This is a genomic window from Vibrio sp. AIC-3, from assembly GCF_013114515.1.
In the GTDB taxonomy this organism is placed as follows: domain Bacteria; phylum Pseudomonadota; class Gammaproteobacteria; order Enterobacterales; family Vibrionaceae; genus Vibrio; species Vibrio crassostreae_C.
Genome location: NZ_VTXG01000011.1, coordinates 82,620 through 103,373, shown reverse-complemented (window position 1 = coordinate 103,373; position 20,754 = coordinate 82,620). Strand labels below are relative to the sequence as shown.

The window sequence follows — 20,754 nt, the reverse complement described above, 5'->3', positions numbered from 1 at the left end:
GCGCTAATTATCGCATAACGTCCGGGATGAACACTCAACCGTATTGCTTTAAAACGCGCAAAAAAGTCACAAAAAAGGAGCGTATATACGCTCCTTTTATTCAATCTATCACATATTTATTGCTAAGTTCTGTAAAGAACCTTAGTACATGTTCATTTCAATGCACTATCTCGACGCTTGATGCGAAGATAATGTTTAAGACGCTCGAAAGTCATCTTACTATGTCTACGCAGACTGTAAGTCATCATGTCCTGTAAAGGATCTTGTTTAATGCTCAACCAAAGCCTAGTAGAAGATTGGCGCGTGTGCCATTAACAATGGGTGGCACTTTATTTTGTTCTTTGCTTACCTCAAAAAGTCTATTAAATATCAATAAAATCAACAGATAACGGGGTTCAGTTAACGACCCAGCTGATGTCGTAGCGTGGCAACTCAGGAGCATCAGTAATAAGCGGCAGAACTTTAAAATAACCGCGCTTATTCAACGCTGCACAACCTATTTCCCAGTTAGCACACCAGATTCCAAGCGCAACCGGAGCATAATACCGCGAGTTAATGGACGCGTAAAAATCAAAACGGGTGAGGTTTTTTTCATCATTGTCCTGTTCTGTTATTGCTATACAGCGTGTAGTTTGTCCATTGTATGATGACGGCGCCCACTGACAAACCTCATAACACCGTCCATAAGCACCAAAGGGGTTAGTTTGAGTATCCAAAGGCTTATTGAATAAAAGATCAGAAAAAAACAGTTCTGATAACGGTAAGCGTTTACGCGTTAAACGATTAAATAAACGGATGAATAATGGCTTATACATAGATTCATAGCCGATGGCACAAACACAAATAACATGATCTTTTGTTGGGTCGATTTTATTACCTAGATGTTGCACTATACTTTTGTTATCAGCCCCAGGTCCTATCCAACAAGTTGCAATCCCCATACGAGTCGCTTCAATCACAACTTTTTGTAAACTCCGACCAACATCAATAACGGATAAACGGTTATATTCCTTCGGCGCAATGGCCACTAAAAATTCATGAGCACCAACAACTGGCCAAACGGTTAATGGTGCCTTGATATATTCGAGTCGAATCGTTTTTTGCCCAAGTAGTTGGTTTTCTCGAGTATGGAACTGAACGAATTTGAGTAATTCAGCATGATGTTCCGATGTTAAATTACGTGATTGAAATGAACGACAAGATTGACGTGAGCGCATTAAATCAAACGCATCAAGATGATTTTTATTAGGCGGTAATTTTTCAGCAGGGTGTAATCCATATTTAACCATGACAATGGATCCAACCAAAGCAACGCTTAATAATGCCGCTAAACCAAGAGGCAACCAAAACAGCAAAGCTTGCCAATGCCCAATTAACCAACCAACTCCAGCAATGAGTAATAGTAAAAAAATCCAAATTGCATGAATAATGTATTGTAACCAACCACTAAACTGAAGCTTCAGTTTAAGCTTCCATATTCTGCTATCTTCAAATGACCATTGTTTTTCTAATGGCATATAAATATCCTATTCATGTAAATCTTTTTGAATCAAGTCAACTTGGCATAGTAAGCTAGACAGCCATTGATAATCAATAACATATCGACCTTCTCAACTATGTACAAGTGAACATGCTTAATTAAGTAGCCCGTGGCGTTTGGTGATGTGCTTGGAAGGTTGATATTCGTGATACTTGAGTATTTTCGGCTTAACTTACCGTTTTTGAGCCGTCATTATGCAACCATTTAAAGATGATCGTTATTGAGAGTTTAGCTTTAGTAACATGTTCATTTCAATGCACTATCTCGACGCTTGATGCGAAGATAATGTTTAAGATGCTCGAAAGTCGTCTTACTATGTCTACGCAGACTTTAAATCATCATGTCCTGTAAAGGATCTTAACCACATGCCAACCAAATTTTGTTTTCACAAGGTGTGGTACAAGCGTCTCGCCAGAGAAACAAACCTTATCAAACTGAGGCACCATTTGACCTTTTTTGAACTCACCTAGGTCGCCGCCCTTTTTACCAGATGGACAGGTTGAATGTTTCTTCGCTAGCGTTTGAAATTTAGCGCCCTTTTTAAGCTGCGTCATGATGTCTTCTGCTAGTTCTTTATGCTTCACCAAAATATGAAGCGCTGCTGCTGTTCTTGCCATGATAATTCTCAGTTTGTTGCTGCCAGTTTACTTACGACGATTACTTAGAACATCGCGAATGAACTGACTGTTGTAAATCTGTTTGCCGCTAACGGCTTATCGACATAAATTCATCGACAGTCAGCGTTTAGCGTGATTTTAACCCAAGAACCGCTATTCTTCACTCTATAACCGAAAACAACTGCCTTAAAGGCCATTAAAAACCGCATCGCGACTTGCTGCGGCTTCCATTTCCCTTTAAATTAATCCTTATAAATTAAGCGCGTATTAAGTAGGAGCCACTTATGGCCAAACCGATCAGTAAAGCGAGTCAGTCACAGGGAATGTTGATGTTCAAGTTGTCCCTCACTCAAAGTTTTGCGATTGGCACGCTTAAGGTCAGAGAAATCGTCCCTTTTCAGCCGATGACTCAGATCCCCTACTCCCATCATCACGTGATTGGTACAGTGACTATCCGCGACCTTACAGTTCCTGTGATTGATATGTCCGCTGCGATTGGCTTCCGTCCGATAACACCCGCTGAATACCAAGATTGTGTACTCATCGTTACTGACTGTTTGAGAACAGTTGTGGCGTTCTTGGTTCGTTCAATTGATAAAATCATTGAATGCGACTGGAAGAGCATTGAATCTCCACCCACCAGTGTGGGTCGCAATGTGTTTGTAACGGGTATTACACGTTTTGAAGACCGTATTGTGCAAATGCTCGATGTGGAACTGCTGCTTTCTAAGATCTACCCAGCTTATGAGAATGCTCATATCCCGATGCTGACCGATGTAGAAAGGGAACGCCTCAAAGCATTGAACATCTTATTAGTGGATGACTCTTTGATTGCACGTAAACAGTTATCTGATGCCTTAGACAGTATCAACATCCCTTACAGCATATGTAACAACGGCTTAGATGCCATCGACCTAATGCGACGCCAAGCCAGCGCTGGCAATGCCATTGATCTTCTGGTGAGTGATATCGAGATGCCGGGATTAGATGGTTATGAGCTTGCATTTGAAGTGCAAAACGACAGCGCTTTAAGTCACGCTTACTGTATTTTGCATACCTCACTGTCCAGTGAGATCTGTGTCGACCGTGCTAATCAGGTGGGGGCGCATGAAGCGCTTGAGAAGTTCAACGCGGGTGAATTAATCGAAGCTATGCTACGCGGCGCAAAAGTCTTAAACGGCGCCTCTACGGCTGCTTAGGCTCTGTTATAGAAGCTAAACCTGGCATAGTGCTCAATGGTTTAGCTTCTTAGTCTCTTCTTTCTTCAAATCTTAATAAGAATAGAGCTAACCGTTAGTCTTTGTTTTCTGGCATAGACTTTTTCGGCATAGAGTAGCTCTTACTCACAAATTCCACTTCCTCGACTTCATTCACATGATTGGTAAAAGAGGCCAATGCATAGAGAGTGTTCGCGACTAGGTTGGCGTATTTAAAAAGAATCGGGTCTGGCGACTTTTTGCTTTCATGATGTTCAATACTCACCAAAGCTCGCACAACTTTCTTAGCCTGACAACGACACAAGTGAAGTTCACTAGACACTCGGTGTCCACCGGGTAAGACAAAGCCTTTAACCCCCCCTTCTAACTGCTCACGGATACGATGATAATCTTGCTTGAGCTCGACCAATTCAGACTCGGTGATGGCAAGCTTACCGCGCACAGAGCCATTCAAATGGTAGATGTTTGGCTGCAAGCGTTGCAGGATCTCACGAACCTGAGGCTCTAGCTCTAAAGACAACACCAATCCAACTCGGCAACAAAGTTCATCCGACAAAATCTCAAAATCACAGATAGGACTGTCTTCATAGATAAACGGATAACAAAACTCGTCCCAATCTCGACTTACTGGTTTCACGTACCGATCCTTACACATAAATAGTCATCAAACGCCAATATACCAAACTCTTTGATTTAGACATAAAAAAGCCCTCACATTGGAGGGCTCCTGAAGAAATCGGTTAAACGAGATTATTCGTTAGACACTTTTTTGTGGCCTTCTTGTAGGTGAACGAAATCCACCAGATCGTCGCCTGACACTTGGTATGCTTGACCAAAGCCTTTAACGAATAGGCCGTTCTCTGCTTTAAGGTTGAATAGAGAGAAGTCTTGAAGTTGGCTCAAACCATCAATGATTTCACCAAAACGCTCTTGCATCTGGCCAATCACTTGAGTCCAAAGTTCCGTTTCACGCTCCACAACACTTGCTTGAGCATCAAACGTTAAACGTTTACGTGCGTAAAGTTGCTTCGAGCTCTCTTCGTCTTCAATCATCATCAAAGAGACCTGAGGGTTCGCTTTCAAGTTGCGAGCATGACGAGCAATATCAGAAATTAGAACAAAGTAACCTTCTTGGTTCTGAACGAAAGGTGCGTAACTTACGTTCGGGCGACCTTCTTCATCAACCGTTGCAAGTTGAAGGGTACGGCGCTCTTGGCGAAACTCTTTGATTTCTGGACCTAGGCGACCTTGTAGACGTTCTTGTTTTACTTGCTGTTCCATGGGTAATTCCTTTCTTCACTTTCTCTGATTTATTATTTTTGCCCAAGGTTGAGCGATCATTAGCGAACTAAACGATCCTCGAGCATTGATGTCTTGTTTAAGCCAGTTGGCAACCCTATGTAAGATTGCTGCTGATTATTTACTGTAAATTGAACTTAAGCTTGTTCTTTTAGCGCTTTGAAGCGTTCTACTTGGTCGGCAATAAGCTCACGCTTTTGGTTGCGGCCTAGGTAAATCTTAAAAATGTTCTCACCGGTTTCACTGAAGAAGCCGAAGTAATGACTTTCACGACCCATGAACGCCTTGCTCACCAAACCGATATGTTTAACGTTATCAAGTTTAAGGTGACCATGAAGCTCGCCCTCTTTGCCCATTAGGTTGTAGTAACCACGCGCTACCTTACCTTTCGGGAATGGCGCTTTAACTTCAAAGATAGAACCAAATGAATGCACGATAGTGGTCACAGGGCCCCAACCCACTAAACCTTCTAGAATCTCTTGAGCACGGCTGCCATCTAGCATTACCGCCATGTCGTTTGGAAAAGCAGCAACCACTTCAACCTCTGAAACACCTAGCTTCTCAGCAATTGCTGTTGGCAGTAGTTTTGGCTCTTCTTCTAAAATTAGAGCTACGCGTTGTTCTAGAGTTTCTGTCATTTCTAATGTTGTATCTGTCATTGAATATGTTCCGTATAAACGAGTAAGTTATAAACTAAAAATTCGATATTAAGCGTGCTTCAAACTTGCATGCGGGTGTACGCCCGAACCTGACGCTTTAGGCGCTGGGTGCATAGCTTGGTATTCAGCGTTAAGCACTTGAATCACACTCTGCGCTAGGCTTACCGCCCAAAAGCTGCCAGCAATAGTCAGGCTCAGATAATCTTCCGAAAGCTCAACTAAACCGTTATTTTCCCAATGTGCGAACAAAGGTTTTAGGTAGTCGAACGTATCTTGCCCCATAAATCTCGGTAGCGTACTTCTTCTAACAACACCAGAATCGAAACCTGCCTTTAATGTTGAGAAGATAGGCTCTAATGAGCTTTGCTTAGTCATCATGGCAATAGGTAATTGACCTTGCTTTATAGACTCCATGTAGCTGTCTAAAGTTCGATGCTGCATCACACCATGACCGCCGATGTTGCCACCAGCGCCACAACCAATGGGTAGAACTTCGGCATAAGTTTTCGCTAAGCTGTTGTAAATGCTGCGTTCGCGGTTATCACGAGTCCAGTGGTTTACGCTCAGTTGCTTGACCTTATTTTTTGCCATGAACTCCACACCCGCCAAATACATGCTCGCCTTATCTGGCGTATTCGCAGGCGGTGGGATTTTTCCTTTCTCAACAAGATTAAGCATAGGTGCATTGCCCGCAACAATCAGTTGGTAGAGGTCAATGCCGTGTGCGCCAGTAGACATGTAGTCTTCTAAATCTTGTTGGAACACTTCCATAGATTGGTGTGGTAATCCGTATAACAGATCAAGAACGATTGGCGCTTGCTCGGTGCGGGTGCGGCTTAGTGAACTGATACGTTCTAGCACAACCTCTCGGTCATCTAGGCGCTTAGCACTACGTCGAACCTGAGTATTGAAACTTTGAATACCGAACGAGAAACGATTGAAGCCACCTTCAAGCGCACGATCAAACATCTCGTCACCAAATCGATTGATGCGCCCTTCCAATGTCATCTCAACATCGTTTGCTAGTGGGAAATATTGACGAATCGCTTTACCCAGCTGCTCAACTTGTTGAGACGACAAATCGGTGGGAGTTCCGCCACCAATATAGACGGCGTGAAATAGTCCAGACTGAGCCCAAGGTGTTTTGGCTTTCTGCTTTAGCTCGACCATCAGTGCATCGAAATACTCATCCACCAATTTACGGCTTGCGGCATTTTGGAAGAAATTGCAAAACGTACAACGCACACGACAAAAAGGAATGTGGATATACAAGCAACGCTTATCCTGTTTTTTCCCTTCACTCAGCATCAGTTCGTCAAAGAGTTCTAACTTCTTACTGGGGTCGACCGGAATTGAACTTCCTCCGGCGTGTGCAGAATGCTTTTTCGCAAACGCAAAACGAAGCGGATCAGGGCTAGAAACGCCCAAGATTGATTCGTCAAATTTATAAATATTAAGACTCATATAATCTCTCTAAACACTTACATAGCAAAGTCTGGAAGACTATTCGCTAAAAACTGAGAGAATCATAAATACACGTAAATGATAATGCAATTGATAATTGATCTTATTTAGATTATAAGCAATAATCCGATACAGAATTTTGATTTGGTAAAGGATTGATTGTGAACGTTCCTAGATATGTTATTGCAGGCGGTGCATCGTTAGTGATTCATGCCGCGTTGTTGTTTGTCGCTCAAGAATCCAAAGTATTTGCGATGCCTGCAGGTAGCCAATCGAACACGGTATCGATCAACTTCACTCCTAAGAGCGTTCCTTCACAAGCTCAGCAAAAAACAATCACAGAGCCAGTTAAACCTGAGCCAATAAAAGAAACCGTCTCACAAGCCGAACCAAAAACGGTTGAGCCAAAGCAAGCTAAGCCAATCCCAAAGAAAAAAGCGATCACCAATAAACCTCAACCAAAGAAAGTTGAGAAAAAAGTGATTGAGCAAAAGGTTGTCGAGAAGAAGCCGGTTCAAAAGAAACCAGTAACTGAGAAAAAGGTAGTTAAGAAAGAACGCCCAAAACCAGCCACTCAACCAGAGAAACTGGCCGACAAGAAAGTCGATAAGAATATGGACGAGTCTGCCAACCAGCCTCAGGAAGTAAATCAAGGCGTATCAAACCAAGAGCCGGTTTGGGTCACTAAACCTTCGTTCTCTGCGCGTCCTACCCCACCGAATTACCCTCGCCAAGCAAGACGCCGTGGCGTTGAGGGTGTCGCAACGTATGAGATCTGGCTAGACGCTGAAGGCAAACAAATTAAACAAGCATTAGTAAATTCATCAGGCGCGCTAATGCTCGATAACGCCGCATTAGATGCCATTAAACAATGGAAATTCTCACCTCACACTGTCAATGGTCGAGCGATTGCTCACCGAGTACAAATACCTGTTCGTTTTAGGTTGGATTAATCATGCAACAAATCAGTTACTTACAAGATCAACTTGGCTTAATGACTTGGCCTCTTCTTATCTGCTCAGCATTAACAGCAATGATCATCGCTGAACGTGTCTTCCAAGTCATGCTCAGCATTGGTGTGGGCAAACGTGCTATTCGTCGTGAGCTTAACCAAATTTCACCAACCAACAGTAAAGAGATTGAAGCGCTTGCTCAGTCGATTTCAGGTAAACGCCCGCTACTGTACAAGGGCGTGTCAATGTTGCTTGCTCACCACTCTTTCTCAAAAGGGCTACGTGAAGATGCTGCTGGAATCTGGCTACAAGAAAAACGCCACCAGCTTCATGCCGGTTTAAGACTGCTTGGTTTGATCGGCGTGATAAGCCCACTCATCGGCTTGCTTGGTACGGTACTTGGTCTTATTGAGATGTTTAAAGGCGTTGCCGCGACAACAGGCAGCATCACGCCTAATGATTTGGCAGATGGTCTTGGATTAGCAATGCGAACCACTGCAGCAGGTTTAATGATTGCGCTTCCAGCTATTTCTGGTGCTCAGCTACTCGGGCTATGGGCCGATCGAGTGCTAGCTCAATTGGAGCATACATTGAACTATGTGAATGTGTGGCTAGAAGGCATGTCGATTCAAACCAATCAGTCTGATGATACTCAAGGTAAGCCTGTCAACAAAACCTCTATCGGTGATGTGAGTCAAGCATGATTAAAACGCCCCACTCATCTCACACACAGAGCCTAGCGCCAGACTTAACACCGCTGCTCGACATCATTTTTATCGTGATGGTTTTTCTATTGCTTACGGCATCGGTAAAGCTGGAATCGCTAGAAGTTGAGCTGCCAAGCTCGGATGTTAAAAACGTTTCTGAAGTCCACAAGGATTCAATTAGCGTCAATATTTTAGACCGCGAACCCTACTGGGCAATTAACGGCCAAGAATACATCGACTGGGAAAATTTCAAGATTGCCCTGTTAGAAGAGACTGGTTCAACGGATAAAAAACCGATCATCATTGGCGCAGATAAAGCCGCTAACGTGGAGAACCTAGTGAAGTTGCTTTCATTCCTTCAAGAAAACGGAATACCAGCGACTCAATTGCTCACGGACGATGGCTAGAGCGACACTCAATTTTCACGAGGTTTGGCTTCTGGTTGATAAAACTAAACAAGCAGACTAAGCCTCTCTATCGATTCGAACTCACAATGCGAACGGACTGCTCACTGAGTATCTTCGCGATACAAAAAGAAAATATAAAGAACTTATTATGAACAACTTAAACGTGCTCAATAAATTAAAGACCAAGACACCTCTTCTTTCATTAGCTGCAATCAGCCTGGCACTTAGCGCACCCGCAATGACCAACGACGCTGAACAACCTCGAATCATCAGTGCTGGCAGTGCCGTTACTGAATTGGTTTTGGCATTAGGTGCCGAAGAGCAGTTAGTCGCGATTGATGTGACCAGCCACTTCCCTCAAGGAGAAAACCTGCCAAAGATTGGTTATCACCGAAACCTGTCTGCGGAAGGCTTACTCGCCCTAGAGCCAACCACATTGATTGGCTCGGATGAAATGGGACCAGACAACGCTATCTCTCAATTAAAATCGGCAGGCGTCGATGTAGAGATTGTTAACACTGAAGCAAACGTGGAAGGGCTATTAAAGCGTATCGACCAAATCGCAAAGATCACCCATACCGAAGACCACTCGCAGCAAGTGAAAACCGATGTGAATCAAAAGATCGCAGCACTGAAAGCGAACCAAGTACCAAGCAACGAAGCGAAGAAAGTTCTATTCCTGTTGCTGCATGAAGGTCGCCCTGCCAACGTTGCTGGCGGTGAAACATCACCAAACGCAATCATCGAGTTAGCTGGCGGTATCAACCCTGCCGCTCAGAGCTTAACGTCTTACAAGCCACTTTCAATGGAATCACTCGTTGAGATGCAACCTGATGTCATTTTAGTAAGCGGCCGTAGTTATCAAAAAATGGGCGGCGCAGATGCCATCCTGAAATCACTGCCTATGCTAGCGGCAACGCCTGCAGGTATGAACAAGCAAATCATTACCGTAAATGGCAGTGCTTTGGTTGGGGGGCTTGGCCTAGAAAGCCTCTCTGAAGCAAAGCGTCTAAACGCACTTATCTACCCGCTATAACTCAACCACCCTATTTCTGCTATCGCTAATTCGCTTCCCTCACCAACTGACTCACGCTGTTGTTGAAGGAGGTCGAAGTTAGCGATAGATATTGAGGCCCTTTATGTTGTTACGCTCCGTCCCACTGAAAACGTCGATGTTAGCTCTAGGTGCAACCCTAGCTTTTGTCGCGCTGTACTCGATAACTGTTGGGCCAATGAACATTAGCTTAGCGGACAGCGCCACAAGCTTAATTAAACCAAACAATGACTTAGCACCTCACATCAACTTAGTGATTCAAGAGATCCGCTTACCTAGAACCATCTTGTGCATGCTGATTGGTGCGATCCTCGCCTTGTGTGGTGCAGTGATGCAGGGTTTGTTTCGAAACCCACTTGCAGAACCTGGCATCATAGGTGTGTCTGCGGGCGCAGCATTAGGTGCTGCACTGGCTATCGTTTTGTTCTCTGAGCTATCGCTTCAATACCCTGCTTTCATGAACTTTGCTGCGGTTCCTGTGTTCGCTTTTCTTGGCGGCGCTTTAACCACGCTGCTGGTGTATAAGCTGGGTACAGGTAAATTCGGCACCTCTGTCACCATCATGTTGTTGGCGGGTGTGGCGATCAGTGCGCTCTCTGGCGCAGGTATTGGCTTCTTGAATTTCATTGCTGATGACCAAATGCTGCGCGATCTTTCATTGTGGTCGATGGGTTCATTGGCGGGCGCTAAGTGGTCAGGAATTTTGCTGGCAGCTGTCACGCTCGTTGGCTTGTTTGTTGTTTTCTACCGCCAAGCGATGTCTCTAAATGCTCTATTACTGGGCGAGTCAGAAGCGCAACACCTTGGTATCCCAGTTCAAAAGCTGAAACGAAAGCTGATTCTACTGACGGCTGCGGGCGTTGGTATCACAGTTAGCCTGTCTGGCATGATTGGTTTTATTGGATTGGTTATCCCACATTTAGGTCGCATGTTGGCAGGCCCTGACCACCGAGTTCTGTTGCCACTATCAGCGGTACTAGGCGCACTGCTGCTAACCGCCGCAGACATGTTCTCACGTGTGGTACTTGCTCCGGCAGAGCTACCTGTAGGTATTGTCACTGCGATTATCGGCGCCCCATTCTTCTTATATCTACTATTTCAACAGAAAGGGAGAATCCTTTAATGTTTCCTTCAGCTTTAAAAGCGACCGATATCGAAGTGAAGTTCGGCAGTAAAGTGATATTAGATGGCGTTTCTATTGAGATTGAAGCGGGAAAGGTAACTACACTGCTTGGACCAAATGGCGCAGGTAAAAGCACGCTGCTTAAAGCTTTATGCCAAGAGATATCAAGCAACGGCGATATCCAGTATTTTGGACACAGCAAAGACAAGTGGCCTTCTCACAAGTTAGCTAAGCACCTTGCTATGCTTCCTCAACACAGCACCTTGACCTTCCCATTCTTGGCACATGAAGTTGTCGAGCTTGGTGGGATTCCTCTGCAAGAATCCAACAAAAAACTAACTAGCATTGCTAGCCAAAAAATGGATGTTGCTGATGTGACTCACCTGAGTGAAAGGCTTTACCCTTCACTATCAGGCGGTGAAAAGCAGCGAGTGCACTTGGCTCGAGTGTTAACTCAGCTTCACCACTCTGGTGACCAATGTATTTTGATGCTTGATGAACCAACCTCTGCACTGGATCTTGCCCACCAGCACAACACCTTAAAGATTGCGAGAGAATTAGCCGATAACCACAATGCCGCGGTTATCGTGGTTTTGCATGATCTCAACTTAGCCGCGCAGTATTCCGATCGATTGGTGGTATTGAAAGATGGCAATTTGGCGTGTGATGGCAAGCCTTGGGATGCACTGAAACCTTCGATGATAGAAGATGTGTATGGTTACAAAAGTATCGTAGAAAAACACCCAACCATGAGCTTCCCTCAGGTTCACCCCGCACAATAAGTCCGATTAAGGAGCGACTCGTTTTGAGTATTCGTTCTTGATAACAATGACGTAATCCTAAGCCTCGATTTGTTCGGGGCTTTTTATTGGCTCACAGCCACTATCTCGGCTTAAACTCAATTTTATTAATAACCACAGCAGCAAGCACCAAAACGACTCACCTTGAGCATTTGAGGCTCTAGAAATGAACACTACCCGTTAGGGTTACTTAGCTTTTAACACTGAAGAGTAAAACAAGCCGCGAGCGTAAGCATATAAAAAGAAAGGAAATAACATCATTCAGCATCAATCAACAAGACTGCGACATCGATGTGGGATTGAGAGAAAAACGTACAAGAAGTGAAACGGCAGGCACAAAAAAAGCCCCCGTAGGAGCTTCTTTTATTGAGTGCTGATTATTGGCTCATACGAATCAATGATTTACCAATCAGCCACTCTAGTTCTTTACCGCTAGTATCGCCAAACTGAGTTTCAGTCAGCTTGTATAGACGATCAATACCGTTTGCAGCGAACTCATGTGCGCTCTCAGCAGTAACGATATGATGGAAAAGTAAACGTAAGATTGCTAGGAACTCAGCGTCTTCAAGTGCTGCAACCCAGCTAGCTGAAAATGCGTCAAGGCCATTTTCGAAGTCAATGTGTTCCATGAACATCTTGAAAATACGACCGTCTAGAGCAGCAGTAAAATCCGTTTTCTTTGGAAAGTGATGACTTATACCTGTACGAGAAACACCCGTTTGTTGACTCAACGTCGTGTATGACATCTTGTCGTAACCCAATCTTAGTAGCTGGTCTACAACGGCATCCATGATTTTCTGGATCGTGATTTCTGTATCTTCTTTACTACGCTTTGGCATATTCAGGCTCTTCTCTTTGTAAATCCATCTAACTCAATCAAATGAAGTCAGAATGAAGTCAGAATGAAAATCGTTATCAGCATTATGTGAGCAAGGTATTTTTTCGCAAGTATTTATAACTAAATTCACACAAATACTATGTACGAACAATTTTACAGTGATGCCTCTTTGGACACTTTGTCTAATTATTCTTCGAAAATCACCTTACAATCCTAAGTCGATAAGTTTAAATAACGACTTAGAATATGAAATACCCAACGAAAAATTCATTGTATAAATACCTATCAAGCGATAGATAGTCTTATAAAATCATTCCTGGCGCAACTAAGTGAATGATATTCTGACATATTAATAACATTCCTTTTCAACAAAACGTGAGGTAAATCACATACATATTTGCCGGCGCGAATATAGATATTCATCAAACACCTTAACAAACAACATAGCATACCAGTATAAATTAGTTCAAAGGTTTTAATTTTTGTAGATACAGTTCAAATTGCTCGTTAGAATAACCTCAGACTTTGTAAGAGGATTATTTATGAGCCAAGATATTGGTAACAACGATGTATGTGAGGCTTGCGGCTGTGCAGGCGAAATCGGGTTCATCATTAAAGAAGGCGACGATGTTGCTGAAGTAACGGTTTACGGAAACTCAAAAGCACTGATTGAAGCTGAGTTTGCTAAGTATGTTGAACTTGCTAAACAAGTGTCTAGCAACGTTGAGTTCGAAGCATCAGAGATGACTGAAGAAAGCACAGAGTTGCACGCTCGCTTTAAATTTGAAGTTAGCGCTGAGAAGATTATTTTTGAACTTAAGACTCGCTCTCTAGCGCGTTAATATAAGCATTTATATGCTTATTAAAAGACGAGTGAATTACTCGTCTTTTTTTAATTGAACCCAAGCCAGTGACCCATTTTTCTCAAAATCGTTTTCTGCAGCGCACTGAATCACTACGCCCCCCACCTCTAACACTGCCCCAATGCTATAAGCCTTGTCATCGTAATAACAAACTCGTTGCTGTTGACCGCCTTGTGTCACCACCACCGCAGCTTTACCGGGCGTTGAAATTACTTTATTGGCACTCGCAGACATTGAGCCAAACAATGAAGCGGCTATCAGAAAGACCTTAATAATTCGTATATTTACTCTAATCATTGATTTACCTATCATCTTTGCTCCATTCCTCGTTAATCTACCGCCAAATGGGTAAAACACTATGCGAGATTAATTTTTCCATTATAGTGTAAGCGTCTATCGTAATAAGAAGCCTGTTATGCTCAGAATAATTGCACTTATTATTGGTTCCTTAACCATAACAAATGTCAGTGCTGAACCACTCGATCACTATCAAATATTGAACCATCTCGATAATTACGGAAACTTATATCTACGAAATAAGCCTTATAGATCACTTCCAACTGGCTTGGTGGTAGATGGTAATCTCAATATAGAGAATACTGCGATCACACGCCTACCCAAAGGGTTAGAAGTGAACGGCAGCCTTAAAGGCTCTAACAGCCAACTCGCTCGAGTCCCGAGCGGGGTTAAGATAAAAGGTTACGTCGACTTGATTGGCAGCCAAATCACCAGCTGGCCAAGAGGTGTAAGAGTGGGCGGCTTTATCAACCTCACCGACACTCCACTGGAAAGGCTACCGAATGGCTTTAGAGTAAAAGGCGATCTGAGCGTGATCCGCACTCCTTTAACCGAGTTACCCAACGGGATCGTGATTGACGGCGACCTTTATATAGGCGGTTCTGGGATTACAACATTCCCCGAGACCATGACAGTCAAAGGCAACATCTATCTGGGCGGTAACACTGTAACCACATGGCCAACCAATCTAGAGCTCGGTGGCGCAGTCGCTCGCTAATTCAAGCTATTGCTCTAATGCTCTAATGCTCTAATACGTTAATGCTCGATCGCAGCAACAAATGGTGATTCAGAAACAAAAAAGGAGCCCAAGGCTCCTTTTTCAATTCAATCAAGTTGCTAATCAACTAGCAAGCTAACTAACGCTCGTTAACCAATGTTCTTCACTGGGTTGGCGTAGCTATCGATCAAGTACTGACGCGCACCTTGTGGCAGGCTCGACAGTTTAGCTTCAAACTCTTGTTTAACGGCCGCTGTAATCGACTCATCTTCTTTTTCTGCTGCCAGCAAGTTTACTGGGAACAGTTTGTAGTTATCGTGGATCTGACGATCGATCTCTTCAGCAAGCGCTTCAGGCGTATCAAAATCTTGGTCGATAACCTGACCGAAACCAACGTGAACGCGTCCTTTATCACCGATGATGCCTTGAATGATACTTTCGATATCTTCAAACTCACCCTTTTCGTAACTGCCGTTTACGTCTTTTTCGAAAAGCTCTATCGCTTTAGCCGTGTCACATGGGTCGTTCTCGTAAGAAATAGCCACAGGAACAATCTTCAATGACTTCACGTATTCAGGGAAAGCAATTTTTTGCTTACGTCCTTCAACGTGGAACATTTTCAAAATTGCTGGCTCAGTAAAATCGTTACCGTCTTTCGCACGACCTTCCTTTTGAGCGATCCAGATTGAGTTGCCCGTTTCTAGAGAGTGCTTAATGTAAGAAGACAACTGCCCTAGCGCTTTCATCATCTCACGCGGTCCTTTCAAAGAACGCTTTACGATGAAGCTCTTGTTTAAACGCATCAATTCAGTCGCACATGGCTTTTTCAACAGGTTGTCTCCGATAGCGATACGACAAGTCTGATGATTATTTTGATGCAGAGCGTAATTTACTAACGCAGGATCCATAGCAATGTCACGATGGTTTGATACAAACAGATAAGCTTGGTTCGCATCCAGTGACTCGATACCAGTGTACGTCACACCGTTAGTGGTTTTCGCTAACGTGTCGCGTAAGTACTTTTTCACTTCAATCTGAATGGATTCAACGCTAGTCAGCTTGCTCCACTTCATTTTTAAGTACACACGCAAAATCGGGCTCATTAATGCTTTGAACCAAGACGCATGGTTTGAAAAACGGTAGTGCAAGATTGCACTGATAAATTCTTCATCATTAATAAGACGGTTTAGTGCCGCTGGAATTTCATCATCGCCGTAAGGACGAATATCAACATATGGATCGGTTGGAGAGGTCATTTTTTAATTCATATAATAAAAAGCTGGCTCATTCTACGCGTTGTTTTGACTTCTCGCAGCTACAGAGCCCATACTTTTGACAAGGTCAGACCAGAAACATTGAAAATCCCCTGTTATTGTTGGCATTCTTTAAAATTAACGGTAATCTTGACGCCCCAAAATTAAGGTACTATCTATGAACTTCGCTATTGAATATACATCGGCTTACTTTTCACACTTGGTGATCACACCACGCAAGAAAGTACTTAAACATAGCCTTGTATCGGTTCAAAGTGGCTTGGTTTTGATTAAGTTAGGCAAACAAGAGTATGCCGTTGAACCAGGACAAAGCGTCTGGATTCCACACGACTGCCTAACGTCACTGACCTACTTTCCAAACACTCAGGTTAACCGTGTCGATTTTTCTGTTCGTTTGACGGATTCATTCCCAAGACAAGCGGGTTACATTACGCAAACCAACCTCTCTTCGGCACTACTAGAAAAGCTAGAACAAACCAAAGCTCGCGCTTCTAATGCCAATACTACGGAACAAGCGTTTAAAGATATGCTTTCTGTATTGAAGCAAGAAGTGTTGTCGTTTAAACCCCTGCTTTGCGAAAGTGCTCTTTCTCAGCGATTCAATCAATGGAACATTGATGACTCAAACTTGCCACAAGAGCACACTCTGGTGATGGTGATGCGAGAAGCGAAGAAGCGCATGCAGTCAGGTCAAAAACGTTCACTTGTGATTGATGATCTGTTCTCAGGTAAAGAAGAAGAGTTCGAGCAACTGTGTATGCTTGTTTTTGGTGAAGATTTATAGCTTGGCGGAAAGTGAGTGCTGGTATTAAAACTCGCAAGCCAGATACTAAAAAGCCGCAAAAACTGAGTTTTTGCGGCTTTTTTAATTTTTACTATTTAGACGTAGATAGCAATCTATCTGTGTATCTGCCTGTCTAAAATGGCAACTCAACCTGCATCATTAGGTCGGCGTCACGTGAGTCGTGCCAACGATAATCAAAGCGCATACGCGGCTGCCCTTCGACTTTCTCGCCAAAACCGATGCTGAGTTGAAGACCATGATTCATCAACCACTCTTCAGTCGACATATCATACTGCTCATCTTCAAGGTCTTCTGGAAACCACATACCCAAGCCAACATAGTTTGACTCAATGCTTTGTGTCAGCAATGGCGAGTCTTTGGTTTGAAGAACCCAGTCAGACCAATAGTCCGGTGTGCTTTCCGGTTCATCATCGCTCAGCCCACTGATTTCCATCATACGTTGGCCAAAAGACTCAATGCTGGTCGAGAAATCTAGACAATTGTCATCTTCATCAGAAGTCAGCATGATTGAATCTAAGCTAAAAAAATCACACTCAGCATACGCAGGCATACTACATGCTGCCATGATCAACGTCGCTGGTATCGCGCTCTTTAGCATAGTCCTCTGACCTCTTGATTAGTGAACTTACATTATCTGATACAGTCCACTATCTTGCAACATCTTTGTAACTGACTTTGTACTCAGTTTTGCCACATCGCTTCCACTTATCAGTGCATTACGTATGTCTGTACTGCGAATTTTCACTTTTTCAGGGCAAGCCATTACAGACCACTGCTCAGTAATCTCATCTGATTTATAGAAAGATGAGAACTTAAAGAAGTTATCTGGGCCAATAACAAACGTCAGTTCAGCGTCACGATGTAACTTTTGCAGTTCACTGAGTACAGCAAAAGTCGTCACGCTTTCGCCGGGTGTAAATAAGCTCTTTTCGATCAACGAAAGCTCAACTTGATCCAGTGAAAGATCACTGATAAATGCATTAACTAACTGACATCTCGTATCAAAGTCTAGCATCTCTTTTCCCCAAGCATGGGCAATACTTGGAACGAGTAGAATTTTGTCAAAGTGAGCCAACGAATCAATCACACTTTTATGCCCTAGGCTCGGTGGATTAAACGCACTACCGAAAATGGCTATTTTTTCCATTGTTTATTACTGCCTTCTCTTTCTAAGCTTGTGCAAAGAGGTTTTTAAATCGGATGATTTAGGTATGATAACACTAGATTTTTAATTTGCTTGCAGGAAAGGAATACGAATGGAACAGTTAATTCGTGACGAAATGCGCGTACTACCTTCAATTGACCCTCACTTCGAAGTGACTCGTCGTGTGGACTTTATTAAAACGAAACTTCAGCAGTCAGGCTGCAAGTCTCTGATCCTTGGTATCAGTGGCGGTGTAGACTCAACGACCTGTGGCCGCTTGGCACAAATGGCCGTGGATAGCCTGAATGAAAACTCTGGCAGCAACGACTACCAATTCATTGCGGTTCGCCTACCTTACGGCGAACAAAAAGATGAAGATGAAGCACAACTTGCTCTCTCTTTCATCCAGCCTTCTCAATCTGTTTCTGTAAACATCAAAGCGGGTGTTGATGGGCTTCACGCAGCATCTCACGTTGCACTTGAAGGTACAGGTTTACTACCAACAGACTCAGCAAAAATCGACTTTGTTAAAGGTAATGTGAAAGCTCGCGCTCGCATGATCGCGCAATACGAAATTGCAGGTTACGTTGGTGGTCTTGTGATTGGTACTGACCACTCAGCAGAAAACATCACTGGCTTCTACACCAAACACGGTGACGGTGCATGTGATTTAGCGCCTTTGTTTGGCCTGAACAAGCGTCAAGTTCGTGAACTTGCAGCAACGCTAGGTGCGCCAGAGCTATTGGTTAAGAAAGTGCCTACTGCCGACCTAGAAGAGCTTGATCCACAGAAAGCCGACGAAGCAGCATTGAACCTTTCTTACGACCAAATCGATGATTTCCTTGAAGGTAAAGAAGTCCCTCAAGACGTGTCAGACCGCTTAGTAGGCATCTACAAAGCAACACAGCACAAGCGTCAACCGATCCCAACGATCTACGATTAATTGTTTGAATTAATCTTAGAATCAAAAAGGCCGGAAGTTCATTTCAGTGAACTTCCGGCCTTTTCTATTCAATGTGCTTTTCTTTCTAGCCTTCCGACCTACCGAGTTAGTCTACAACTTCGATATCAGTTTGAGGCACACTGCAACACGCCAGTATTTGCCCCATGTTGCGTTCATGCTCTTGCAACGCCGGTACATCAGGTTGATGAACTTGCCCAGACTCAAGGGTCACTTTACAAGCACCACAGAAACCCGCGCGACAGCTTGATGCGATAGACACACCTGCCGACTCAGCTTGCTCTAGTAGTGTTGATTGGTTGTTGCCTTCGAACAGGTAGCCGTTAACGCTCAACTGCAGTTGCTTCACCGCTTCTTCCGTTGATTGAGCAACACCAAACGCTTCTTGATGATAATGCTGAGGATTCAGCCCCATTTGAATCAGCAATTTCTTGGCATTATCCATAAAGCCGTCAGGGCCACACACGAATGCTTGGCGCTTATGAAGGTCCTCAATTTTGGCGACATGAGACACACTCAAACGCCCAGACAAACCATCCCACTCTTTGGTTGGTTGGCTTAATGAATAGATCACACGAAGACCCGCGTGCTCACTGGCGATCTTATCAATCTCAGCTTGATAAGGGATATCTTCTTCGCTGCTGCATTGATGATAGAACACCACATCATCAATCTGACCATGGTCGGCTAAGTAACGAAGCATCGACAACATAGGGGTGATGCCGCTTCCCGCTGATAACAGCAGTAATGGATGTGTTGGGTTATCTTCTAAGTAGAATGCGCCATCTGGATTCTGAGCAACTAGCGTGTCACCGACTTGGAAGTGATCATTGAGCCAGTTTGAGATTTGACCATCGTCCACTCGCTTCACGGAAATCGCCAAACGACCTGCGCGTGAAGGGCTAGAAGATAACGTGTAACGACGAGACACTTTCTCGCCATTAATCACCATTTCAATCGGTAGATGCTGCCCCGGCTGATAGCTTGGTAATAAATTGTTCTCTTTCGCTGGCTCTAGCCAAAAGGTTGTGAAGTCGCGAGCGATCTCTTCACGCTCGACGCAAGTTAAGTGCAGTGACTCGACCCAAGAGTCTTCGTAGTGTTCTTTCTCTTTGGTTTCAAGTACCTCAACCACATCACCCGCTTTCACCAGACCTTCATTTTTCGCCACAAGGTTCTGACCAAAGAAAACGCCACCACGTTCATTGGCTCTGAACGTAGAAAAGGTATTGAGTGGCTCTTTTGTTGCTCTGAATTCGCCGCTCTCAACATCGACTGTCGTTAGGATACAGCGCTCACAAGGCTTCACCGCTTCGAATTCAACCTCACCAATTCGAATGCGCTTCCAACCATCTTCAGCAAACGCTTCAGTGTTTGAGACGACAAAATTGGTGCGGAACTGATCCATGGAATGCGTTTCAGGACTACGGCGATTCAACTCATCAAGCGAAGCTTGGCTGATGATTAACATCGGGTAACCATCGGCGAAACTGACATTCTGACCAAGCTTTTCTCGAACACGATTAGATTGCTCACCACAGAACAGAAGTTCTACGCGAACACCAAGCACATCGCTAAACCAATCATCCGCCTCGTCGTTGGTGGTATACGCAGTGAAGCTATCTTTCCACACTGTTGCAGGCGCTTCTTGCATCTTGAAGTTTGCATATTTTAGGCGCAGCGGTTCTTTGCCTTCGTAAGTAAAAATCAAACCGTCTGGCTGCAAGCTAGAAGACACCTTGACCATTTTAGGGTACTTACGCGCCGTCACCATTGAGCCGTCAGCCAAGGCCAACATAAAACGTCTGTCGAAGGTAAGGCCCTGTTTTTCGACCCAAGCAGAAGAGAGTGCAATCCCACCTACTGATTTAACCGGAAACACATTAATTTGAGATAAGGAGGGCTGTTGACCTGAAAGCTCTTGCTCCAAAGCCTTTTGATCCAAAGGTGACTGCGACATAACGATTCCAATGTTTTGTTGTTTGTCCCAATGCTAACAAATGGTTATAAATAG

The 20,754-nt window shown here is 43.9% G+C and carries 23 protein-coding genes; 11 read left to right on the top strand and 12 right to left on the bottom strand.

Translation table 11 applies throughout. From position 1 onward, the window contains the following. Positions 1 to 395: 395 nt before the first annotated feature. Together F0229_RS10235 and ppiC are read right to left on the bottom strand one after the other, a co-directional pair. The gene (locus F0229_RS10235; RefSeq protein ID WP_171732762.1) at positions 396 to 1,517 is read right to left on the bottom strand and encodes a nitroreductase family protein; all 1,122 of its coding nucleotides are present in this window, start codon (positions 1,515 to 1,517) and stop codon (positions 396 to 398) included. A gap of 361 nt (positions 1,518 to 1,878) precedes the next feature. Then, positions 1,879 to 2,160 (bottom strand): peptidylprolyl isomerase PpiC, encoded by a 282-nt coding sequence (gene ppiC / locus F0229_RS10230; protein WP_367613538.1) that lies wholly within the window; start codon positions 2,158 to 2,160, stop codon positions 1,879 to 1,881. Between the two features lie 281 nt (positions 2,161 to 2,441). Between ppiC and F0229_RS10225 the strand changes: the two genes are divergently transcribed. Continuing rightward, positions 2,442 to 3,356 carry a chemotaxis protein gene (locus F0229_RS10225; protein ID WP_017062751.1) on the top strand — a complete coding sequence of 305 codons (915 nt, stop codon included), beginning with the start codon at positions 2,442 to 2,444 and terminating at the stop codon, positions 3,354 to 3,356. A gap of 94 nt (positions 3,357 to 3,450) precedes the next feature. Here the strand turns inward: F0229_RS10225 and F0229_RS10220 are convergent, their stop codons facing one another. The 4 genes from F0229_RS10220 to hutW form a co-directional block, all read right to left on the bottom strand. Further along, positions 3,451 to 4,011 (bottom strand): ATP:cob(I)alamin adenosyltransferase, encoded by a 561-nt coding sequence (locus F0229_RS10220; RefSeq protein ID WP_017062752.1) that lies wholly within the window; start codon positions 4,009 to 4,011, stop codon positions 3,451 to 3,453. A 113-nt stretch (positions 4,012 to 4,124) separates the two neighbouring features. After that, positions 4,125 to 4,655: a heme utilization protein HutZ gene (gene hutZ / locus F0229_RS10215; RefSeq protein ID WP_004731858.1), complete on the bottom strand. Its 531-nt coding sequence runs from the start codon at positions 4,653 to 4,655 to the stop codon at positions 4,125 to 4,127. A 155-nt stretch (positions 4,656 to 4,810) separates the two neighbouring features. Further along, complete coding sequence (hutX, locus tag F0229_RS10210; RefSeq protein WP_171732760.1) at positions 4,811 to 5,332, bottom strand: heme utilization cystosolic carrier protein HutX; 522 nt, start codon at positions 5,330 to 5,332, stop codon at positions 4,811 to 4,813. A gap of 48 nt (positions 5,333 to 5,380) precedes the next feature. Further along, positions 5,381 to 6,796 (bottom strand): heme anaerobic degradation radical SAM methyltransferase ChuW/HutW, encoded by a 1,416-nt coding sequence (hutW, locus tag F0229_RS10205; protein ID WP_171732759.1) that lies wholly within the window; start codon positions 6,794 to 6,796, stop codon positions 5,381 to 5,383. Between the two features lie 161 nt (positions 6,797 to 6,957). Between hutW and F0229_RS10200 the strand changes: the two genes are divergently transcribed. From F0229_RS10200 to F0229_RS10175, 6 genes are all read left to right on the top strand, one after another. Continuing rightward, positions 6,958 to 7,749, top strand: coding sequence for a TonB family protein (locus F0229_RS10200; protein ID WP_171732758.1), 792 nt, complete (start codon positions 6,958 to 6,960; stop codon positions 7,747 to 7,749). A 2-nt stretch (positions 7,750 to 7,751) separates the two neighbouring features. Then, positions 7,752 to 8,453 carry a MotA/TolQ/ExbB proton channel family protein gene (locus tag F0229_RS10195; RefSeq protein WP_017062755.1) on the top strand — a complete coding sequence of 234 codons (702 nt, stop codon included), beginning with the start codon at positions 7,752 to 7,754 and terminating at the stop codon, positions 8,451 to 8,453. Then, positions 8,450 to 8,863, top strand: a complete 414-nt coding sequence (locus F0229_RS10190; RefSeq protein ID WP_017062756.1) for a biopolymer transporter ExbD — start codon at positions 8,450 to 8,452, stop codon at positions 8,861 to 8,863. The genes F0229_RS10195 and F0229_RS10190 overlap by 4 nt, the downstream gene beginning before the upstream one ends. 148 nt (positions 8,864 to 9,011) lie before the next feature. Next, positions 9,012 to 9,899 carry a hemin ABC transporter substrate-binding protein gene (locus F0229_RS10185; RefSeq protein WP_171732757.1) on the top strand — a complete coding sequence of 296 codons (888 nt, stop codon included), beginning with the start codon at positions 9,012 to 9,014 and terminating at the stop codon, positions 9,897 to 9,899. A gap of 103 nt (positions 9,900 to 10,002) precedes the next feature. Continuing rightward, positions 10,003 to 11,040, top strand: coding sequence for an iron ABC transporter permease (locus tag F0229_RS10180; protein WP_017064312.1), 1,038 nt, complete (start codon positions 10,003 to 10,005; stop codon positions 11,038 to 11,040). Continuing rightward, complete coding sequence (locus F0229_RS10175) at positions 11,040 to 11,822, top strand: heme ABC transporter ATP-binding protein (protein WP_171732756.1); 783 nt, start codon at positions 11,040 to 11,042, stop codon at positions 11,820 to 11,822. The genes F0229_RS10180 and F0229_RS10175 overlap by 1 nt, the downstream gene beginning before the upstream one ends. Positions 11,823 to 12,217: 395 nt before the next feature. On the opposite strand, the gene F0229_RS10170 is transcribed toward F0229_RS10175, so the two are convergent. Further along, positions 12,218 to 12,679, bottom strand: a complete 462-nt coding sequence (locus tag F0229_RS10170) for a TetR/AcrR family transcriptional regulator (RefSeq protein ID WP_004731875.1) — start codon at positions 12,677 to 12,679, stop codon at positions 12,218 to 12,220. A 541-nt stretch (positions 12,680 to 13,220) separates the two neighbouring features. On the opposite strand from F0229_RS10170, the gene F0229_RS10165 reads away from it, so the two are divergent. Beyond that, positions 13,221 to 13,520: a YfcZ/YiiS family protein gene (locus F0229_RS10165; RefSeq protein WP_017062761.1), complete on the top strand. Its 300-nt coding sequence runs from the start codon at positions 13,221 to 13,223 to the stop codon at positions 13,518 to 13,520. Between the two features lie 36 nt (positions 13,521 to 13,556). On the opposite strand, the gene F0229_RS10160 is transcribed toward F0229_RS10165, so the two are convergent. Next, the gene (locus tag F0229_RS10160) at positions 13,557 to 13,853 is read right to left on the bottom strand and encodes a YnjH family protein (protein ID WP_017064310.1); all 297 of its coding nucleotides are present in this window, start codon (positions 13,851 to 13,853) and stop codon (positions 13,557 to 13,559) included. Positions 13,854 to 13,956: 103 nt separating this feature from the next. On the opposite strand from F0229_RS10160, the gene F0229_RS10155 reads away from it, so the two are divergent. Then, positions 13,957 to 14,556 carry a hypothetical protein gene (locus F0229_RS10155; protein WP_017064309.1) on the top strand — a complete coding sequence of 200 codons (600 nt, stop codon included), beginning with the start codon at positions 13,957 to 13,959 and terminating at the stop codon, positions 14,554 to 14,556. A gap of 149 nt (positions 14,557 to 14,705) precedes the next feature. On the opposite strand, the gene F0229_RS10150 is transcribed toward F0229_RS10155, so the two are convergent. Then, positions 14,706 to 15,812 (bottom strand): 1-acyl-sn-glycerol-3-phosphate acyltransferase, encoded by a 1,107-nt coding sequence (locus F0229_RS10150; RefSeq protein ID WP_017062764.1) that lies wholly within the window; start codon positions 15,810 to 15,812, stop codon positions 14,706 to 14,708. A gap of 175 nt (positions 15,813 to 15,987) precedes the next feature. Between F0229_RS10150 and F0229_RS10145 the strand changes: the two genes are divergently transcribed. Continuing rightward, entirely contained in the window at positions 15,988 to 16,614 is a 627-nt protein-coding gene (locus F0229_RS10145) for an AraC family transcriptional regulator (RefSeq protein WP_171732755.1), read from the top strand. Positions 16,615 to 16,747: 133 nt separating this feature from the next. Here F0229_RS10145 and F0229_RS10140 read toward each other — a convergent pair whose 3' ends face one another. Beyond that, positions 16,748 to 17,233, bottom strand: a complete 486-nt coding sequence (locus F0229_RS10140; protein ID WP_017064306.1) for a hypothetical protein — start codon at positions 17,231 to 17,233, stop codon at positions 16,748 to 16,750. Between the two features lie 27 nt (positions 17,234 to 17,260). Next, complete coding sequence (locus F0229_RS10135) at positions 17,261 to 17,782, bottom strand: nicotinate-nicotinamide nucleotide adenylyltransferase (RefSeq protein ID WP_017064305.1); 522 nt, start codon at positions 17,780 to 17,782, stop codon at positions 17,261 to 17,263. Between the two features lie 109 nt (positions 17,783 to 17,891). Here F0229_RS10135 and nadE point away from each other — a divergent pair, with 109 nt between their 5' ends. Further along, positions 17,892 to 18,722: an ammonia-dependent NAD(+) synthetase gene (gene nadE / locus F0229_RS10130; RefSeq protein WP_017062768.1), complete on the top strand. Its 831-nt coding sequence runs from the start codon at positions 17,892 to 17,894 to the stop codon at positions 18,720 to 18,722. A gap of 106 nt (positions 18,723 to 18,828) precedes the next feature. Here the strand turns inward: nadE and F0229_RS10125 are convergent, their stop codons facing one another. Then, complete coding sequence (locus tag F0229_RS10125; RefSeq protein ID WP_171732754.1) at positions 18,829 to 20,700, bottom strand: hybrid-cluster NAD(P)-dependent oxidoreductase; 1,872 nt, start codon at positions 20,698 to 20,700, stop codon at positions 18,829 to 18,831. Positions 20,701 to 20,754 lie beyond the last annotated feature (54 nt).

Bases quoted from the DNA above. Each gene is read 5' to 3' on its own strand.
- F0229_RS10180 (WP_017064312.1), top strand. From the start codon at position 10,003: ATGTTGTTACGCTCCGTCCCACTGAAAACGTCGATGTTAGCTCTAGGT.
- hutX (WP_171732760.1), bottom strand. From the start codon at position 5,332: ATGACAGATACAACATTAGAAATGACAGAAACTCTAGAACAACGCGTA.
- F0229_RS10160 (WP_017064310.1), bottom strand. From the start codon at position 13,853: ATGATAGGTAAATCAATGATTAGAGTAAATATACGAATTATTAAGGTC.
- hutW (WP_171732759.1), bottom strand. From the start codon at position 6,796: ATGAGTCTTAATATTTATAAATTTGACGAATCAATCTTGGGCGTTTCT.
- F0229_RS10145 (WP_171732755.1), top strand. From the start codon at position 15,988: ATGAACTTCGCTATTGAATATACATCGGCTTACTTTTCACACTTGGTG.
- nadE (WP_017062768.1), top strand. From the start codon at position 17,892: ATGGAACAGTTAATTCGTGACGAAATGCGCGTACTACCTTCAATTGAC.
- F0229_RS10155 (WP_017064309.1), top strand. From the start codon at position 13,957: ATGCTCAGAATAATTGCACTTATTATTGGTTCCTTAACCATAACAAAT.
- F0229_RS10150 (WP_017062764.1), bottom strand. From the start codon at position 15,812: ATGACCTCTCCAACCGATCCATATGTTGATATTCGTCCTTACGGCGAT.
- F0229_RS10190 (WP_017062756.1), top strand. From the start codon at position 8,450: ATGATTAAAACGCCCCACTCATCTCACACACAGAGCCTAGCGCCAGAC.
- F0229_RS10170 (WP_004731875.1), bottom strand. From the start codon at position 12,679: ATGCCAAAGCGTAGTAAAGAAGATACAGAAATCACGATCCAGAAAATC.
- F0229_RS10165 (WP_017062761.1), top strand. From the start codon at position 13,221: ATGAGCCAAGATATTGGTAACAACGATGTATGTGAGGCTTGCGGCTGT.
- F0229_RS10225 (WP_017062751.1), top strand. From the start codon at position 2,442: ATGGCCAAACCGATCAGTAAAGCGAGTCAGTCACAGGGAATGTTGATG.
- F0229_RS10125 (WP_171732754.1), bottom strand. From the start codon at position 20,700: ATGTCGCAGTCACCTTTGGATCAAAAGGCTTTGGAGCAAGAGCTTTCA.
- F0229_RS10140 (WP_017064306.1), bottom strand. From the start codon at position 17,233: ATGCTAAAGAGCGCGATACCAGCGACGTTGATCATGGCAGCATGTAGT.
- F0229_RS10135 (WP_017064305.1), bottom strand. From the start codon at position 17,782: ATGGAAAAAATAGCCATTTTCGGTAGTGCGTTTAATCCACCGAGCCTA.
- F0229_RS10195 (WP_017062755.1), top strand. From the start codon at position 7,752: ATGCAACAAATCAGTTACTTACAAGATCAACTTGGCTTAATGACTTGG.
- F0229_RS10235 (WP_171732762.1), bottom strand. From the start codon at position 1,517: ATGCCATTAGAAAAACAATGGTCATTTGAAGATAGCAGAATATGGAAG.
- F0229_RS10185 (WP_171732757.1), top strand. From the start codon at position 9,012: ATGAACAACTTAAACGTGCTCAATAAATTAAAGACCAAGACACCTCTT.
- hutZ (WP_004731858.1), bottom strand. From the start codon at position 4,655: ATGGAACAGCAAGTAAAACAAGAACGTCTACAAGGTCGCCTAGGTCCA.
- F0229_RS10175 (WP_171732756.1), top strand. From the start codon at position 11,040: ATGTTTCCTTCAGCTTTAAAAGCGACCGATATCGAAGTGAAGTTCGGC.